Origin of the sequence: Salipiger sp. PrR002 (assembly GCF_010500775.1) — a bacterium.
Lineage (GTDB): Bacteria > Pseudomonadota > Alphaproteobacteria > Rhodobacterales > Rhodobacteraceae > Salipiger.
Genome location: NZ_JAAGOU010000001.1, coordinates 359,869 through 375,792 on the forward strand (window position 1 = coordinate 359,869; position 15,924 = coordinate 375,792).

The 15,924-nt window shown below is 65.7% G+C and carries 16 protein-coding genes; 6 read left to right on the forward strand and 10 right to left on the reverse strand.

From position 1 onward, the window contains the following. Nucleotides 1-10: 10 nt before the first annotated feature. Both G0A00_RS01745 and mnmA read right to left on the reverse strand, forming a co-directional pair. The gene (locus G0A00_RS01745; protein ID WP_164181579.1) at nucleotides 11-343 is read right to left on the reverse strand and encodes a DUF1992 domain-containing protein; all 333 of its coding nucleotides are present in this window, start codon (nucleotides 341-343) and stop codon (nucleotides 11-13) included. Between the two features lie 72 nt (nucleotides 344-415). Further along, nucleotides 416-1,558 (reverse strand): tRNA 2-thiouridine(34) synthase MnmA, encoded by a 1,143-nt coding sequence (mnmA, locus tag G0A00_RS01750; protein ID WP_066100480.1) that lies wholly within the window; start codon nucleotides 1,556-1,558, stop codon nucleotides 416-418. A 230-nt stretch (nucleotides 1,559-1,788) separates the two neighbouring features. On the opposite strand from mnmA, the gene G0A00_RS01755 reads away from it, so the two are divergent. The 5 genes from G0A00_RS01755 (at nucleotide 1,789) to G0A00_RS01775 (ending at nucleotide 7,805) form a co-directional block, all read left to right on the forward strand. Next, nucleotides 1,789-2,064, forward strand: a complete 276-nt coding sequence (locus G0A00_RS01755) for a DUF1153 domain-containing protein (protein WP_066100477.1) — start codon at nucleotides 1,789-1,791, stop codon at nucleotides 2,062-2,064. A gap of 223 nt (nucleotides 2,065-2,287) precedes the next feature. After that, nucleotides 2,288-2,995, forward strand: coding sequence for a response regulator transcription factor CtrA (gene ctrA / locus G0A00_RS01760; protein ID WP_066100474.1), 708 nt, complete (start codon nucleotides 2,288-2,290; stop codon nucleotides 2,993-2,995). A gap of 63 nt (nucleotides 2,996-3,058) precedes the next feature. Then, the gene (gene ligA, locus G0A00_RS01765) at nucleotides 3,059-5,344 is read left to right on the forward strand and encodes an NAD-dependent DNA ligase LigA (protein WP_164181580.1); all 2,286 of its coding nucleotides are present in this window, start codon (nucleotides 3,059-3,061) and stop codon (nucleotides 5,342-5,344) included. Between the two features lie 22 nt (nucleotides 5,345-5,366). After that, nucleotides 5,367-7,457 (forward strand): ATP-dependent DNA helicase RecG, encoded by a 2,091-nt coding sequence (gene recG / locus G0A00_RS01770; protein WP_164181582.1) that lies wholly within the window; start codon nucleotides 5,367-5,369, stop codon nucleotides 7,455-7,457. 207 nt (nucleotides 7,458-7,664) lie between these two features. Further along, on the forward strand, nucleotides 7,665-7,805 hold the full coding sequence (locus tag G0A00_RS01775; protein ID WP_157373905.1) for a hypothetical protein: 141 nt from the start codon (nucleotides 7,665-7,667) through the stop codon (nucleotides 7,803-7,805). A 235-nt stretch (nucleotides 7,806-8,040) separates the two neighbouring features. On the opposite strand, the gene G0A00_RS01780 is transcribed toward G0A00_RS01775, so the two are convergent. Continuing rightward, nucleotides 8,041-8,505 (reverse strand): iron-sulfur cluster assembly scaffold protein, encoded by a 465-nt coding sequence (locus G0A00_RS01780; RefSeq protein WP_164181585.1) that lies wholly within the window; start codon nucleotides 8,503-8,505, stop codon nucleotides 8,041-8,043. A gap of 69 nt (nucleotides 8,506-8,574) precedes the next feature. Here G0A00_RS01780 and hisI point away from each other — a divergent pair, with 69 nt between their 5' ends. Then, complete coding sequence (gene hisI / locus G0A00_RS01785; RefSeq protein WP_164181587.1) at nucleotides 8,575-8,940, forward strand: phosphoribosyl-AMP cyclohydrolase; 366 nt, start codon at nucleotides 8,575-8,577, stop codon at nucleotides 8,938-8,940. Between the two features lie 153 nt (nucleotides 8,941-9,093). Here hisI and gluQRS read toward each other — a convergent pair whose 3' ends face one another. The 7 genes from gluQRS to soxC form a co-directional block, all read right to left on the reverse strand. Beyond that, a complete protein-coding gene (gene gluQRS, locus G0A00_RS01790; RefSeq protein ID WP_164181588.1) occupies nucleotides 9,094-9,969 on the reverse strand; it encodes a tRNA glutamyl-Q(34) synthetase GluQRS in 876 nt (291 codons plus the stop codon). A 1-nt stretch (nucleotide 9,970) separates the two neighbouring features. Beyond that, nucleotides 9,971-10,192 (reverse strand): hypothetical protein, encoded by a 222-nt coding sequence (locus G0A00_RS01795; protein ID WP_066100458.1) that lies wholly within the window; start codon nucleotides 10,190-10,192, stop codon nucleotides 9,971-9,973. Then, nucleotides 10,189-11,541, reverse strand: coding sequence for a methylenetetrahydrofolate--tRNA-(uracil(54)-C(5))-methyltransferase (FADH(2)-oxidizing) TrmFO (gene trmFO / locus G0A00_RS01800; protein WP_164181589.1), 1,353 nt, complete (start codon nucleotides 11,539-11,541; stop codon nucleotides 10,189-10,191). Before trmFO ends, G0A00_RS01795 begins: the two co-directional genes overlap by 4 nt. A 73-nt stretch (nucleotides 11,542-11,614) precedes the next feature. Next, entirely contained in the window at nucleotides 11,615-12,829 is a 1,215-nt protein-coding gene (hemA, locus tag G0A00_RS01805) for a 5-aminolevulinate synthase (protein ID WP_164181590.1), read from the reverse strand. A 2-nt stretch (nucleotides 12,830-12,831) separates the two neighbouring features. Continuing rightward, nucleotides 12,832-13,263 carry a DUF302 domain-containing protein gene (locus G0A00_RS01810; protein ID WP_203595230.1) on the reverse strand — a complete coding sequence of 144 codons (432 nt, stop codon included), beginning with the start codon at nucleotides 13,261-13,263 and terminating at the stop codon, nucleotides 12,832-12,834. 172 nt (nucleotides 13,264-13,435) lie between these two features. Then, on the reverse strand, nucleotides 13,436-14,665 hold the full coding sequence (locus G0A00_RS01815; protein WP_164181591.1) for a c-type cytochrome: 1,230 nt from the start codon (nucleotides 14,663-14,665) through the stop codon (nucleotides 13,436-13,438). Further along, complete coding sequence (gene soxC / locus G0A00_RS01820; protein WP_066100447.1) at nucleotides 14,649-15,905, reverse strand: sulfite dehydrogenase; 1,257 nt, start codon at nucleotides 15,903-15,905, stop codon at nucleotides 14,649-14,651. The genes G0A00_RS01815 and soxC overlap by 17 nt, the downstream gene beginning before the upstream one ends. Nucleotides 15,906-15,924 lie beyond the last annotated feature (19 nt).

Below are 15,924 nucleotides of genomic sequence, written 5' to 3' on the forward strand. Positions count from 1 at the left end.
GTCACACCAGTCAGTCACGCAAGAAGCGGCGCCGGGCCTCTTCGGCCATCGCCTGCTTCATCTCGAGCTCGGCCAGTCGCGCCATGGCGGCCCGACGCTCCTCGGGCCCGGTGAGCGCGGCAAGCGCCTGACGCTGCAGAGCGACCTGCTTTTTCAGGGTGATCTCCTCGGGCAGCGCACCGGCCTCGGCCATGATGCGAAAGCCCATGGCTTCGCCGGGATCGAGATGCGCCTCGCCGCTGCGGTCGGGCAGCGGACGGCCCTCACCTTCGAGGCCCTGCAGCTTGCCCTCGGCGAGGGATTTCAGAATCCGGCGTTCGGTCAGACGGCTCAGCCAAGACATGCAAAGGCCCACCCTTTCGCGTGAAAGAATGGGCCTTCATTGCATAAGGCGCAAGCGCGCTGCTGCGGGGGATCAGTAGCCGCGCCAGATCCAGCCGCCGCCATAGATGCGGCTGCTTTCGGGGGCGTAGAACACGCAGGCCTGACCGGGGCTCACGCCTTCCTCGGGGGTCAGCAGTTCGACCTCGGCCTCGGTGTCCGAGATCGGACGGATGATCGCATCCCGCGGCGGGCGGGTGGAGCGGACCTTCACCTTCAGGTGCCACTCGTCGCGGCTGGTGAAGGGCTCGTCGCCAAGCCAGTTGATCTCGCGCACCGGCACCTTGCGGGTCGCCAGCATTTCTTTCGGGCCCACGATGACCTGCTGTTTGTCCACGTCGAGCTTGACCACATAGAGCGGCTCTTCCAGCCCACCGATGCCAAGCCCGCGGCGCTGGCCGATGGTGTAGTGGATCACCCCCTTGTGGGTGCCCAGCTTGCGCCCGTCCGCATGGACGATCTCGCCCGGCTCGGCGGCACCGGGGCGCAGCTTCTCGATCACCGAGGCATAATTGCCATCGGGCACAAAGCAGATGTCCTGACTGTCGGGCTTGTCGGCCACCGACAGCCCGTATTTGGCCGCCAGCTCGCGAGTCTCGGCCTTGCTCTTCAGGTGGCCCAGCGGGAAGCGCAGATACGACAGCTGCTCGGGCGTGGTGGAGAAGAGGAAGTAGCTCTGATCGCGGTTGGCATCTGCCGCCGAATGCAGTTCCGGCCCTTCGCCGCCGACCATCCGCTGGATGTAGTGGCCCGTGGCCATGCAATCGGCGTCGAGGTCTTTCGCGGTCTCGAGCAGGTCCTTGAACTTCACCCGCTCGTTGCAGCGGATGCAGGGCACGGGCGTGGCGCCGCCAAGATAGCTCTCGGCGAACTCGTCGATCACCGCATCTTTGAAGATGTTCTCATAGTCCAGAACGTAATGCGGAAAGCCCATCTGCTCGGCCACGCGGCGGGCATCATGGATGTCGATGCCAGCGCAGCAGGCGCCCTTTTTGGCCAGCGCCGCGCCGTGATCGTAAAGCTGCAGCGTCACGCCAACCACGTCATAGCCTTCTTCGGCCAGCATGGCGGCGACGACAGAGCTGTCCACGCCGCCGGACATGGCAACGACCACCCGCGTTTCGGCGGGCGGTTTCGCGAATCCAAGCGAGTTCAGGGTCTGGGTATCGAGGGCCATCACAAATCTCCGGGAGTCCGGGGGAATATAGGAAAATGCGTCATACTAACAAGGGCGCGTTTTAGACAGCGTTAAATCACGCAAGCCCAATATGCGTCACCCCCATAGCTCGGGTGGGCGCATTGACGGCGGCAAAGGCTCAGAGCCGACGGGGGAAGCAGGCTGGGGAAGCAGGCCGGGGAAGCAGGGAAGGCACGAGGGCGGAACGTGGAAGAGCAGGGACGACGAAGATGTACCTCAAGAAGATCGACGGCCCCCGCGCGGTGACCTTGCCGGACGGCTCGATCATGACCCGTGCGGACCTTCCACCGCAGGAAACGCGGCGCTGGGTCGCCTCCCGCAAGGCTGCCGTGGTGCGCGCCGTGCGTCATGGTCTGCTCACACAGGCGCAAGCGATGGAATACTACGCGCTCAGCAGCGAGGAACTGGAGGAATGGCTGAGGGCCGTGTCCTCCCACGGGGAAGAGGCGCTCAAGGCAACGCTCATTCAGCGGTTCCGGGAGTAGTGCCGCTGCGTCGTTTTGACGGAACACGGGAAAGGAGAGCCGCGCAGCTTGAAGCTGAGTGGCACGTTCGGTTAGGAGAACTATCCATTTGGGTTTCGTTCCTAAGTTGAATTGACCCAGTGCTTCCCTAGACTGCGGAACAACACACGGGGTCGCAGTAAAGAACCGTTAACTAATTTGGGACAGGCTCGGTCCCAGGGGTAAAAGAGAAGCGGAGACAGCCATGCGAATCCTTCTGGTTGAAGACGATCCAACCACATCGAAAAGCATCGAGCTGATGCTGAACCATGCCAATCTGAACGTCTATGCCACCGATCTCGGGGAAGAGGGGATCGATCTGGCAAAGCTCTATGACTACGATCTGATCCTGCTCGATCTGAACCTGCCCGACATTCACGGGCATGAGGTTCTGCGGCAGCTGCGCCTCGCACGGATCAATACGCCGATCCTGATCCTCTCGGGGGCCGATGACACCGAGAACAAGATCAAAGGCTTCGGCTTTGGCGCTGACGACTATCTGACCAAGCCTTTCCACCGCGACGAATTGGTGGCGCGAATCCATGCGATCATCCGCCGCTCGAAGGGGCATTCGCAGTCGATCATCCGCACTGGCAAAGTGTCGGTGAACCTCGACGCCAAGACGGTGACCGTGGCCGAACGCCCGGTGCATCTGACCGGCAAGGAATACCAGATGCTCGAACTGCTTTCCCTGCGCAAAGGCACCACGCTCACCAAAGAGATGTTCCTCAACCATCTCTATGGCGGCATGGACGAACCCGAGCTCAAGATCATCGACGTGTTCATCTGCAAGCTGCGCAAGAAACTCTCCGAAGCGACGGGGGATGAGAACTACATCGAGACGGTCTGGGGCCGGGGCTACGTGCTGCGCGATCCCGAGCCGCCGCTTGGCGCCATGGCGGTCAACGGCTGACTGGACGCGCCTCGCCCCGCGCCCTATCACGTCCTTCGAACGGCGTGATCAAGGGATACGGCAATGGCCCAGAAAGTGGCGGACAAACCGGTTGGCGATCTGACGGAAGCGGAGGCGCGCGACGAACTGGCGCGGCTCGCCGAAAGCCTGTCGCAGGCGAATGTCGCCTATCACACCGAAGATGCGCCCGAGATCTCGGACGCCGAATATGACGCGCTGAAACAGCGCAACATCGCCATCGAAGACCGCTTCCCCGCGCTCAAACGCGAGGACAGCCCCAGCGAGCAGGTCGGCGCGCCGCTGGCCGAAGGCTTCTCGAAGGTGCGCCACGCGGTGCGCATGATGTCGCTGGGCAATGCCTTCGAGGCGGAAGAGGTCAAGGATTTCGACGGGCGCATCCGGCGCTATCTCGGCATGTCGCAATTTGCCGAGCTGACCTACACCGCCGAGCCCAAGATCGACGGGCTCTCGCTCTCGCTGCGCTACGAGAATGGCACTCTGGTGCAGGCCGCCACGCGCGGCGATGGCACCGAAGGCGAAAATGTCACCGCCAACGCCCGCACCATCGACGACATCCCGCAGCAGCTTGACGGTGCCGCCGGGAATTTGCCCGAGGTGCTCGAAGTGCGCGGCGAGGTCTATATGAGCCACGCCGATTTTGCTGCCCTCAACGAGCGGCAAGCGGCGCGCGGCGGCAAATCCTTCGCCAACCCGCGCAATGCCGCCGCGGGCTCGCTGCGCCAGCTTGATGCCGAGATCACCCGCGCCCGCCCGCTGAAATTCTTCGCCTACGCCTGGGGCGAACTGTCGGAGCCGCTGGCCGAGACGCAGATGGGCGCCATCGAACGTTTGCGGGCGCTGGGCTTTCAGACCAACCCGCTGACGCAGCTGTGCGACGGGCCGGACGAGATGATCGCTCATTACCGCCAGATCGAGGAGCAGCGGGCCACGCTCGGCTATGACATCGACGGCGTGGTCTACAAGGTCAACGACCTTGCCCTGCAGGGGCGGCTGGGTTTCCGGTCCACCACGCCGCGCTGGGCGATCGCGCATAAATTCCCGGCGGAACTGGCGTGGACCCGGCTCGAGGGGATCGACATTCAGGTGGGGCGCACCGGCGCGCTCAGCCCGGTGGCGCGGCTGACGCCGGTGACGGTGGGAGGCGTCGTCGTGTCCAACGCGACGCTGCACAACGAGGATTACATCGCCGGGCGCGATGCCAAGGGTGAGGTGATCCGCCCCGACGCGGAGGGCAACGCCAAGGACATCCGCACCGGCGACTGGGTGCAGGTTTACCGCGCGGGCGACGTGATCCCCAAGGTGGCCGATGTCGATCTCGGCAAACGCCCCGAGGATGCGCAGCCCTACGCGTTTCCGCATGTCTGCCCCGAATGCGGCTCCGAGGCGATCCGCGAGGAGGGCGACGCCGTGCGCCGCTGCACCGGCGGTCTGATCTGCCCGGCGCAGGCGGTGGAGAAGCTCAAGCATTTCGTCTCGCGCGCCGCCTTCGACATCGACGGGCTGGGCGCCAAGCAGGTCGAGCAGTTCTACCGCGACGGCTGGGTCAAGGAACCGGCGGATATCTTCGAGCTGAAGGCGCGCTATGGCGCGGGCATGCAGCAGCTGAAGAACCGCGAGGGCTGGGGCGACAAGAGCGCCAGCAACCTCTTCGATGCCATCGACGAGCGCCGCAAAATCGAGCTGAAACGCGTGCTCTTCGCGCTCGGCATGCGCCACGTGGGCGAGGTGGTCGCGGGCGATCTGGCCAAGCACTACCTCAGCTGGTCCGCGATGATCGAGGCGGTGGATGCCGCGCTGCCCGCCGCCGAGCGCTATCGCAAGGCCGAGGCCGCGGTGGAAGACGAGCGCAAGGCCGCCGCCGCCGAGGGCCGCCGCGCGCGGATCAAGGAAACGCAGGACGCGGTCTGGGCCGAAGAGCCGACAGTGCCCGCCGAGGCGAAATCCGCGTGGAACGATCTGGTGGGCATCGACGGCATCGGCGCCACGGTGGCGATCTCGCTGGTCACGTCGATGAACCAAGAGGCCGAGCGCGCCTCGATCGACCGGCTGGTGGCGCATCTCGACATTCAGGACGCCGAGCGTCCGGCGACCGAAGGCAGCCCCGTCGCGGGCAAGACCGTGGTGTTCACCGGCACGCTGGAGAAAATGACCCGCGCCGAGGCCAAGGCCCGCGCCGAGGCGCTTGGCGCCAAGGTCTCGGGCTCGGTGTCGAAAAAGACCGACATTCTCGTGGCGGGTCCCGGCGCTGGCAGCAAAGAGACCAAGGCCCGCGAGCTTGGCATCGAGATCATGGACGAGGATGCATGGCTGGCGCTGATCGGGGGGTGAGAGTGCAGATGAGGAGCGCCGCATGAGCCAGCGCCCGGAACCGCTCTGGCCGCTGTTTGCCGAGCTCAAGACGCTGGACGGCGTCGGCCCGAAGACCGCGCAGGCCTTTGAGGGGCTCGACGTGCACGCCCCGCGCGACCTGCTGCTGACCCTGCCGCATGCGGTGATCGACCGGCGTCCGCGCGGCTCGGTGCAGGAGGCGGTGCTGCCCGGCACGGTGACGGTCGAGGTGCAGGTGCTGCGCCACATGGCCCCTGCGGTGAAGGGGCGCCCCTACCGCATTCAGGTCGAGGATGGCGAGGGGCCGTTCCAGCTGGTGTTCTTCCATGGCCGCGCCGATTATCTCACCCGTGTGCTGCCAGAAGGCTCGCGTCGGCTGGTCTCGGGCAAGGTCGAGATCTTCGACGGCATGGCGCAGATGGTCCACCCCGACCACATCCTGCCGCTCGACGAGGCGCATACGCTGCCCGATTTCGAGCCGGTCTACCCGCTGACCTCCGGGGTCACGCAAAAGCTCATGGCCCGCGCCATCCGCGATGCCATGACGCGCGCGCCCCAAATGCCCGAATGGATCGACGGCCCGCTGAAGGACCGCGAGGGCTGGCCCGACTGGCACGACGCGCTCGCGGCCGCCCATGCGCCCGATGGGATGGACGCGCTCAGCCCCTCGGCCCCGGCGCGCGCGCGCCTCGCCTATGACGAGCTTTTGGCGCACCAGCTGACGCTGGCGCTGGCGCGGATCAACCGCCGCCGCGGCAAGGGGCATCCCACCATGGGCGATGGCCATCTGCGCCGCCGCGTGCTTGCGGCGCTGCCCTATCGGCCCACCGGCGCGCAGCTGCGCGCGATGGATGAAATCGCCACCGACATGGCGGATGAGACCCGCATGAACCGCCTGCTGCAGGGCGATGTGGGCGCGGGCAAGACGCTGGTGGCCTTCATGGCGCTGCTGATCGCGGTGGAAAGCGGCGCGCAGGGCGTGATGATGGCGCCGACCGAGATTCTCGCCCGCCAGCACCTCGAAGGCCTGCAGCCGCTGGCCGAAAGCGCGGGCGTGGTGGTGGAAATCCTCACCGGGCGCGACAAGGGCGCCGAGCGCAAGGCCAAGCTCGCCGCGCTGGCCGAGGGCAATATCCACATCCTCGTCGGCACCCATGCGGTGTTTCAGGAGGATGTGGTGTTCCGCGACCTGCGGCTTGCCATCGTCGACGAGCAACACCGCTTCGGTGTGCGCCAGCGGCTGGAACTGGGCCGCAAGGGGCAGGGCGCCGACGTGCTGGTGATGACCGCCACACCGATCCCGCGCAGCCTCGCGCTGGCGCAATATGGCGACATGGATGTTTCGGTGCTCGACGAGAAACCGCCGGGGCGCAAACCGGTGCAGACCGCGCTGGTCTCCACCGAGCGCATCGGCGAGGTGGTCGAGCATCTGCGCAAGGCGGTCTCCGAGGGGCGGCAGGCCTATTGGGTCTGCCCGCTGGTCGAGGAAAGCGAGGTCTCGGATCTCACCGCCGCCGAAGAGCGTTTCAAGCGCCTGCGCGCGCAGCTGGGCGAGGGCGTGGTGGGGCTGGTGCACGGCCAGATGCCGCCCGCCGAGAAAGACGCCGCCATGGCGCGCTTCGTCGCCGGGGAGACCAAGGTGCTGGTCGCCACCACGGTGATCGAGGTCGGGGTGAACGTGCCCAATGCCTCGATCATGGTGATCGAACGTGCCGAGATTTTCGGACTGGCGCAGCTGCACCAGCTGCGCGGCCGGGTCGGGCGCGGCGAGGCGGCCTCGACCTGCCTGCTCATGTATCAGCCGCCGCTGGGCGAGAGCGGCTCGAAACGGCTCACCACGCTGCGCGAGACCGAGGACGGCTTCCGCATCTCCGAGGTCGATCTGCAGATGCGCGGCGCCGGGGATCTCATCGGCACGGCGCAATCGGGTCTGCCGCGCTTCAAGGTCGCCGACCTCGAGGCGCAATCGGGGCTGATGGCCATGGCACAGAGCGACGCGCGCAAGCTGCTGGCCGAGGATCCGGGGCTTACCTCCGAACGCGGGCGCGCCGCCCGGCTGCTGCTCTGGCTGATGCGGCAGGATGAGGCGATCGGGCTGATCTCGGTCGGCTGAGCGCTTCGCTCTCTTCTAAATCACTGTTTCTGAATGGGTATTCAGCCCGTGCGTGGGTATTCTGCGCACGGGCGACGGCGCTGTTCCGGCCTCGCGTTCCGCAGTGTTCGCAAATGTTCTCAAAAAGTTCTTTACACGACTCGGGCGCTATGAGAACAAAAGAGCAACAGAGAACATGATGAGAACACGCTCACAGGGAGAGCCGAGATGATTGCCATGATCCGCACCACAGTGACCCGCGCCCAGTTCAAATCCCAGATGTCCAGCCCCTCGCTGGTGGGGGACATGATCGGCGCGCTGTCGCTCGTCGTCATTCTCGTGGGCGCGCTGCATCTGCCGCTGCTCTGACGTTTTAGATTTCTGCCTGCGGTCTTGTATCCGGCAGCCGGCGCATCCCTGTCCCTCGATGCGTGCGCCTGTTTCCCCATCCGGGTCGCCTGATCCCCGGACGCGCTGCCACGGTCTGTTCCGGATCCACCAAGACACGCCACTGCCGCCGCCTTCCACCCAGGGAGAGCGGCGGTTTTTTTATCTGGATCGGAGAATGGAGGGCGCGGGAAAGGAAGGTCTCAGCGCGCGGCGATCACGCGCGCTGTTTCGCCGCCACCTCATTGGCGGCCTCGGTCGCGGCTTCGAGCGCCAGCATGATCGAGGCATGGCGGTTCTTATAGGCGCTGGCCGGGCGCAGCACCTCCAGCCCATCAAAGGGCGCGGGCGGGGTGGGGCCGTCTTCCTTGAGCATGGCGCGCAGCGCGTCGCGCGCGGCGGCCAATTCGTCGGGCGTGCAGCCGATGATCGCCTCGCCAACCACCGAGGCCGCCGCCTGACCCAAGGCGCAGGCCTTCACGTCCTGCCCGTAGTCGCTGACCTTACCGTCTTGCAGCGAAAGATCCACCGTCACCGTCGAGCCGCAGAGCGGCGAGCGCTTCTTCACCGTGGCGTCGGGATGCGGCAGCCGCTCGGTCCGCGGGATATCCGCCGCCAGCGCAAGGATACGCGTGGAGTAAAGCTTGATCAGGTCGGTTTCTGCGGAAGTGTCTGCGGACATGGGTTTCCCTTTCGGCTCGCCCCCCATAGATAGGGTGCGCGCCCGGCGGCTGCAAAAAGGAATTTCACCATGAGCTTCGATCCTGCGACTTTGGTCTATGACGCAAACGGTCTGATCCCCTGCATCGCACAGCAGGAGGGCACGGGCGAGGTGCTGATGATGGCTTGGATGAACGCCGATGCGGTGGCCCGCACGCTGGCCACGGGCCGCGTCACCTATTGGTCGCGCTCGCGCCAGTGCTTCTGGGTGAAGGGCGAAAGTTCGGGCCACGTTCAAAAGCTGGTCGAACTGCGCGTGGATTGCGACCGTGATTGCCTGCTCGCCGTGGTCGACCAGACCGGCCCCGCCTGCCACACCAACCGCCGCAGCTGCTTTTACACCGCGCTGCGGGGCGGCGAGGAAGTGGAGATCATGACCCCGGTGAGCGAGGGCTGAGACGCGCCGCTATTTGCGTATTTGCAGAACAATGAAAGCCTAGGGTCTTTCTTCTCTTTCCAAATACGCCGGGGTGAGGCGCGCAGCGCCGAGGGGCGGAGCCCCTTACACGTCACAGCTGCGGAGCCCCTGAAAGCCCAAGAGCGGAGCCACTTAGCGCTCCAGCCCCACCATGTGCCTGATGTCCTCGGGTGTTGCGCCGCTGTCGCGGTAGGTGGCGATGGCGCGCGCGTCGTCGCGCTTTGCCAGCCGTTTGCCCTGCGCGTCGCGGATCAAATCGTGGTGGTGATAGATCGGCGTCGTCAGCTTAAGCAGGTGCTGCAGCACCACGTGGATCGCCGTCGCCTCGAAGAGATCGCGCCCGCGCACGACATGGGTGATGCCCTGCACCGCGTCGTCCAGCACCACCGACAGATGGTAGGACCCGGGAAAGTCCCGGCGGGACAGTACCACATCGCCGATGCCGTGGATCAGCACTTCGGGCGCAACGACGATCGGGCCGGTCTCTCCGGCGGGACCGGCGCCGGTTTCCTCGAATCCAAGCGGCGCGTCGATCTGCGCCAGCGCCTTGCGCATGTTCAGCCGCAGCGCTTCGCCGTGGGGGCGGGGCGTGGCGCCATAGCCGGGCGCGAGCAGGTCGCAGCAGGTGCCGGGATAGACGAGGCCGTCGGGGCCATAGGCGGGCTCTGCGCCCTCCTGCGGCGCTGAGGCGGCGGCCTGAATGTCGCGGCGGCTGCAATGGCAGGGGTAGATCAGCTCGCGTGCCCAGAGATCGTCGAGCGCCGCCTCATAGGCCGGCAGCCGATCCGACTGGCGCATTGGCGGTTCGTCCCACGTGAGGCCGAGCCACTGCAGGTCCTCAAGGATTTGCGCCTCCCAATGGGGGCGCGAACGGGTGCTGTCGATGTCTTCGATGCGCAACAGAAACGCGCCATCCGCCGCCCGCGCCATACCCGCCGCCAGCAGCGCCGAATAGGCGTGGCCGAGGTGCAGCGGGCCGGTGGGCGAGGGGGCAAAGCGCGTGCGCACATCAATCCTCGCGGCGATAGGCCTTTTCGATGCGGCGGGTGCGGCGTTCCTCGCCGGACTGATAGATCAGCACCCAGGCCAGCAGGATGAACATCGGATGGGTCAACCCGCCCGAGAAGATGATCGCCGGCACCCAGACCAGAAAGACCACGATCGACAGGATCGGACGCCCGGTCAGCAGGATCGACAGCGGCGGCAGCAGCAGGGCGAGCACATAGTTCATGCGGGCACCTCCTGCGAAGCGAGCCAGTCCTGCCAGACGCCCTTGGCGCGGTCGGTATAGGCCTTGTAGCGGTCCTTGCGGCCACGGCGACCGCCGCGCAGCCCTTCAAGCGGGCGGAACAGGCCGAAGTTCACGTTCATCGGCTGGAAGGTCTTGGCCTCGGCGCCGCCGGTGATGTGGTGGATCAGCGCGCCATGGGCGCTGTCCTGTGGCACATCGGCGACCGGCTGGCCGAGGATCTCGGCGGCGGCCATGCGGCCCGCGACGAGCCCCATCGAGGCGCTTTCCACATAGCCTTCGACGCCGGTGATCTGCCCGGCGAAACGCAGGTTCGGACGGCTCTTGAAGCGCATCTGCGCGTCGAGCAGCGTCGGCGAGTTGAGGAAGGTGTTGCGGTGGATGCCCCCCAGACGCGCAAAGCTGGCGTTCTGAAGCCCCGGAATGCGGCGGAAGACCTCGGTCTGCGCGCCGTATTTCATCTTCGTCTGGAAGCCGACGATGTTGTAGAGCGTGCCAAGCGCATTGTCGCGGCGCAGTTGCACCACGGCGTAGGCTTTTTCCTCGGGATTATGGGGGTTGGTCAGGCCGACCGGCTTCATCGGCCCGTGGCGCAGCGTCTCGCGACCACGCTCGGCCATCACCTCGATCGGCAGGCAGCCGTCGAAGTAACCGGCGGTCTCGCCCTCGTGGAACTCGGTTTTTTCGGCGGCCAGCAGCGCGTCGATGAAGCCCTCATACTGCTCCTTGTTCATGGGGCAGTTGATATAGGCCTTTTGCTCTTCTTCGGTCTCGCCCTTGTCGTAGCGGCTCTGCAGCCACGCCGTGTCCATGTCGATCGTGTCGAAATAGACGATGGGGGCAATGGCGTCGAAGAAGGCCAGCGCTTCGCTGCCGGTCTCGGCCTGCAGCGCCTTGCCGAGTGCGCCAGAGGTCAGCGGGCCGGTGGCGAAGATCCAATGGCCGTCATCGGGCAGTTCGGTGATCTCTTCATCGCTGACCGAGACGTTGGGCAGGGCGCGCAGCTTGGCGGTCACCGTTTCCGAGAACGGGTCGCGGTCCACCGCCAGCGCGCCGCCAGCAGGCAGCCGATGCTCATCGGCGCTTTGCATGATCAGCGAGCCCGCCTGCCGCATCTCCCAATGCAGGAGACCGACGGCGTTCTGCTCGTCGTCATCCGAGCGGAAGGAGTTGGAACAGACCATCTCGGCCAGATTGCCGGTGCGATGGGCGAAGGTTTCCACCTTCGGCCGCATCTCGTGAATGACCACGTCGACACCCAGCCGCGCCGCCTGCCAGGCGGCCTCGGACCCGGCCATGCCGCCGCCCACGATATGAAGAGTTTTGCTCATGCGGGGCAGATAGGCGATCCGCGCCCCCGTGTTAAGGGGGCGCGGGACGCCGGAGTGCGAAAATCGCGCCGATCTATTGCGCCGCCATGGGCTGGCGGGCCAGCTGGCATTCGGTCCAGAGCGCCTCCAGCGCCTCGGTGAGATGGGCGATCTGCGCCGCGTCATGCACCGGCGAGGGGGTGATGCGCAGCCGTTCGGTGCCGCGCGGCACGGTGGGATAGTTGATCGGCTGGATGTAGATGCCATGCTCCTGCAGCAGCCGGTCCGAGATGTAGCGGCATTTCTGCGGGCAGCCGACCATCACCGGGATGATGTGGCTGGGGTTCTGCAGATGCGGAATGCCGATCCGGTCAAGCGCGGCGCGAACCTGCGCCACGGCGGCGCGCTGCGCCTCGCGCTCGGCGGTCGAGGTCTTGAGATGCGCCACGGCGGCGCGGGCACCTGCGGCCACGGCGGGCGGCAGCGCGGTGGTGAAGATGAAACCCGAGGCAAAGCTGCGGATGAAATCGCAGGTGGCGGCGGAGGCGGCGATATAGCCGCCCATCACGCCGTAAGCCTTGCCGAGCGTGCCTTGGATCACGTCGATGCGGTGCATCAGCCCCTCGCGCTCGGCCACGCCGCCGCCACGCGGACCATAAAGGCCGACCGCATGCACCTCGTCGAGATAGGTCATCGCGTTGTAGCGCTCGGCAAGGTCGCAGATCTCGGCAATGGGGGCGATGTCGCCATCCATGGAATAGACGCTCTCAAAGGCGATCAGCTTGGGCTGCTCGAGGGGCAGCGCAGCGAGGTGACGCTCGAGGTCTTCGAGGTCATTGTGGTTCCAGATGATCCGCTGCGCCTTGGAGTGGCGGATGCCTTCGATCATCGAGGCGTGGTTGAGCGCATCCGACAGGATCACCAGCCCCGGAATGCGCGCGCCCAGCGTTCCCAGCGCGGCCCAGTTCGACACATAGCCCGAGGTGAAGAGCAGCGCCGCGTCCGTACCGTGCAGATCGGCGAGCTCTGCCTCGAGCAGCACATGCTCATGCGTGGTGCCCGAGATATTGCGGGTGCCGCCAGCCCCGGCGCCGCAAGCGTCAAGCGCGCCATGCATTGCCGCCAGAACCTTCGGGTGCTGGCCCATGCCAAGATAATCGTTCGAGCACCAGACCGTGACCTCGCGCCCTTCGCCGTGATGGGTTGCCGCGGGGAAATCGCCACTGTGGCGTTCCAGCTCGGCGAAATGGCGGTAGTTGCCATCTTCCTTGAGCCGGGTGAGCTGGTCGCGGAAAAGGGCCTCATACATATTCAGAACTCCGTGGCGGTCGTGGCGATGCGTTCGAGCAGCTCGTTGACCGGGGCCATGCTGTCAGCCTCGTAGCTGCGGTAGCCGATGGTGGTGACGCCCTCGCGCGCGGCGGCGTAGATCGAATAGGGGCAGAAGGCGATATTGGCCGGGTCCGCCTCCATCACCTCGCGCGAGGTGGTTGCGGAACAAAACAGGTACACGTCGGCGCCATCGAAGAGCTGGACGTCAGAACCGACGTCCTCGGCGGTGCGGGCCAGCATCTCGCCCACATGGCTGACGTGATCGACCACCAGCCCTTCGCCGATGATGGCGTTCTCGAGCGCGAAGGTGGCGTCCTCGAAGCTGCCGTCGAACTCATGGGTGACGATCTCCTGCGCCAGCGCGGGCAGGGGCAGGGCGCTCGCCGCAAGTATGGCCAAAGTTTTCAGCATGGTTTCCTCCCTTGGTTTGCCCCGCTGCCTTGCTCGGCTCCTCCCGGCGGAATGGGGGCTGATCCAGCCTACCATGCCTTGCGCTAGGACCCTCACCTTGGCCGCAGGAGCATGGAAGAGGGGCATGGAAGCCGGGAAAACCGGCCCACGCCATACGCGGGCCGGTCATGGGTCACTGGCTGAAGGTCGACAGATAGGCGATGACCGCGTCGATCTCTTCTTGCTTGCGCAACCCGGCGAAGGACATCTTGGTGCCTTTCATCGCGTCGCGCGGCTTGGTGAGGAACTCGGTCAGGCGATCATGGGTCCATGTGTCGCCCGCCTCATGCGCCGCCTCGAAGGTCTTCGAGTAGCGGAAGTCCTCGACATGGCCGACGGTGGCGCCAACGACGCCGTTCAGCACCGGGCCGGACTTGTTTTTTGCGTCATCACCGACCGCGTGACAGGCTTGGCACTTGCGGAAGATCTTCTCGCCCTCGGCGACAAGCTCCGGATCGGGAGCGGCTGCGGCAGGCGCGGGCTCGGCTGCGGGGCTCTCTGCCTCGGCGGAGGTCTCCGCGGCGGCCATCTGGACCTCTTCGGCGGCTTCCTCCTTCGGGGCGTCCCCGGTGGCCGAGGCCTCTTCATCCGCGCCCTTGTCGGGGGTCACATCGAGCACCGTGGCCTGCATGGTGATTTCGACGCTCTCCTTGCAGTCCGACATGCAAGGCTCGGTCCGCCACTGCGGGTATTCCGTCTCGGCACGGTCGTCGATGATGAAGCCGTCCGTATTGGGCAGCACCACCTCCGAGAAATTCTCATCCGAGAGCACGAAGTCATCTTCGACGATGTAATTCGAATAGAGGATATAGGCGGTGATCGCATAGACCTCATCAGGGGCCAGCGACTGCGCGTTGCCGAAGGGCATAGAGCGGTGCACATAGTCCCAGACGGTCGACAGATGCGGCCAGTAGCTGCCCACGGTCTTCACCGGGTCCTTGTTGGCGAGCGTGTCCTCGCCGCCCGCCAGCTTGGGCCAGTTGCCCGAGCCTTCGGCAAACTCACCGTGGCAGGAGGCGCAATTCTCGGAGAACAGCATCTCGCCATCCTCGACCGAGCCGCTGCCGGGCGGCAGGCCGGTGCCATCGGGCGAGACGTCGAGGTTCCATGCGGCAACTTCCTCGGGCAAGGCCGGGCGCCCAATGCCCAGCTTGGAGTCCTTGGGGGCCTCATCCGCATGGGCGGCGGCCACCAGCGTGCCCGAAGGCGCGGGCGCGGGCTCGGGGGCCTTGGCCAGCGGAATGGTGTGGCGCGGGCTTTCCGGCATGTCGGCCACGAAACGGTCTGCCATGTTGATCGCAAAGGTCAGGGTGACCGCGATGCCGCCAAAAACGCTGCCGTAAAGCTTAAGAGACTTCGACATTCTCGGCCTCCCCCGTGGGCTTCACCCACCAAGTCTGAATGCAATTGTTGTGGTAGACGGAGTTCTCGCCCCGGACGTCGCGCAGCTGCGTCTTGGTGGGCTGCACATAGCCCGTCTCATCCATCGCGCGGGATTGCAGGAACATCTCCTCGCCGCTCCACTCGGTGTCGAGGTAGAAGCGGGTGAGCGCCTTGTTCTCCCCCTCGCGGGCGAGGCGGGCGGTCTGCCAGTTCTTGCCGCCGTCGGTGGAGACGTCGACGCGGGTGATCTTGCCGTGACCGGACCACGCAAGGCCGGTGATCACCAAGGGGCCATGACCGTGCTTGATGGGCGCCTGCGGGCTGGGCGAGGTGATGACCGATTTCGCGTCCATCACCCATGTCCATTTGCGCGAGGTGCCATCGGCCAGCGTGTCGGTGTACTTCGATGTCTCCTCGCGGCTCTCCACGGGGCCGTCCATCACCTCGATGCGGCGCAGCCATTTCACCCACATGTTGCCTTCCCAGCCGGGCACCACAAGGCGCACCGGATAGCCATGCTCCTTGCGCAGCGCCTCGCCATTGGCCTTGAAGGCGACAAGCACATCGTCGAGCGCCTTCTCCATCGGGATCGAGCGACCGTTGGAGGAGGCGTCCGCGCCCTCGACATAGACCCATTTGTCCGTCGTGGCGGGAAGACCGGCTTCTTGCAGCAGGGTGCGCAGCGGCACGCCGGTGTATTCCATGTTGTGGATCATGCCATGGGTGAACTGCGCGCCATTGAGCTGCGCGCCCGCCCATTCCATGCCGGTGTTCGCGGCGCATTCACAGAAATACACGTGGTTCTCACGCGGGAAGCGTTCCAGATCCTCATAGGTGAACACCAGCGGCTGATCGACCAGACCGTTGATCATCAGCCGGTAATCTTCCTTGCGCAGTTCGATCGCGCCGGAGTGGTGCCGCTCGAAGGCGCAGCCCTGTGGGGTGATCGTGCCATCGAGCGCGTGGATCGGCGTGAAGTTGATCGAGCTGATCGGATCGGCGGTCAGCCATGGCACGTTGCGGCGCACCACATCTTCCTCGAAACGGATCGGCATGCCGTAGGGCGTGGCATCGACGCCGTCGCCGAACCCCTGCGCCCAAGGTTGCACCTCTGTGATCAGCGGGTCGGGGCCATCCGCGGCGCGGGCGGCGCCTGCGGTGACCGCCACGGTGGCGGCCCCCTGCAGGAAGGCACGGCGCGAGGTCTTCGGTTCGCTCATTCTCTCCTCCTTGAAGTCT

Excerpts from the sequence above, each read along its gene's own strand:
- ctrA (WP_066100474.1), top strand. The coding sequence starts at position 2,288 with ATGCGAATCCTTCTGGTTGAAGACGATCCAACCACATCGAAAAGCATC.
- mnmA (WP_066100480.1), bottom strand. The coding sequence starts at position 1,558 with ATGGCCCTCGATACCCAGACCCTGAACTCGCTTGGATTCGCGAAACCG.
- hisI (WP_164181587.1), top strand. The coding sequence starts at position 8,575 with ATGAGCTTCGATCCTGCGACTTTGGTCTATGACGCAAACGGTCTGATC.
- G0A00_RS01755 (WP_066100477.1), top strand. The coding sequence starts at position 1,789 with ATGTACCTCAAGAAGATCGACGGCCCCCGCGCGGTGACCTTGCCGGAC.
- G0A00_RS01775 (WP_157373905.1), top strand. The coding sequence starts at position 7,665 with ATGATTGCCATGATCCGCACCACAGTGACCCGCGCCCAGTTCAAATCC.
- G0A00_RS01745 (WP_164181579.1), bottom strand. The coding sequence starts at position 343 with ATGTCTTGGCTGAGCCGTCTGACCGAACGCCGGATTCTGAAATCCCTC.
- G0A00_RS01810 (WP_203595230.1), bottom strand. The coding sequence starts at position 13,263 with ATGCTGAAAACTTTGGCCATACTTGCGGCGAGCGCCCTGCCCCTGCCC.
- trmFO (WP_164181589.1), bottom strand. The coding sequence starts at position 11,541 with ATGAGCAAAACTCTTCATATCGTGGGCGGCGGCATGGCCGGGTCCGAG.
- G0A00_RS01815 (WP_164181591.1), bottom strand. The coding sequence starts at position 14,665 with ATGTCGAAGTCTCTTAAGCTTTACGGCAGCGTTTTTGGCGGCATCGCG.
- soxC (WP_066100447.1), bottom strand. The coding sequence starts at position 15,905 with ATGAGCGAACCGAAGACCTCGCGCCGTGCCTTCCTGCAGGGGGCCGCC.
- recG (WP_164181582.1), top strand. The coding sequence starts at position 5,367 with ATGAGCCAGCGCCCGGAACCGCTCTGGCCGCTGTTTGCCGAGCTCAAG.
- hemA (WP_164181590.1), bottom strand. The coding sequence starts at position 12,829 with ATGTATGAGGCCCTTTTCCGCGACCAGCTCACCCGGCTCAAGGAAGAT.
- G0A00_RS01780 (WP_164181585.1), bottom strand. The coding sequence starts at position 8,505 with ATGTCCGCAGACACTTCCGCAGAAACCGACCTGATCAAGCTTTACTCC.
- ligA (WP_164181580.1), top strand. The coding sequence starts at position 3,059 with ATGGCCCAGAAAGTGGCGGACAAACCGGTTGGCGATCTGACGGAAGCG.
- G0A00_RS01795 (WP_066100458.1), bottom strand. The coding sequence starts at position 10,192 with ATGAACTATGTGCTCGCCCTGCTGCTGCCGCCGCTGTCGATCCTGCTG.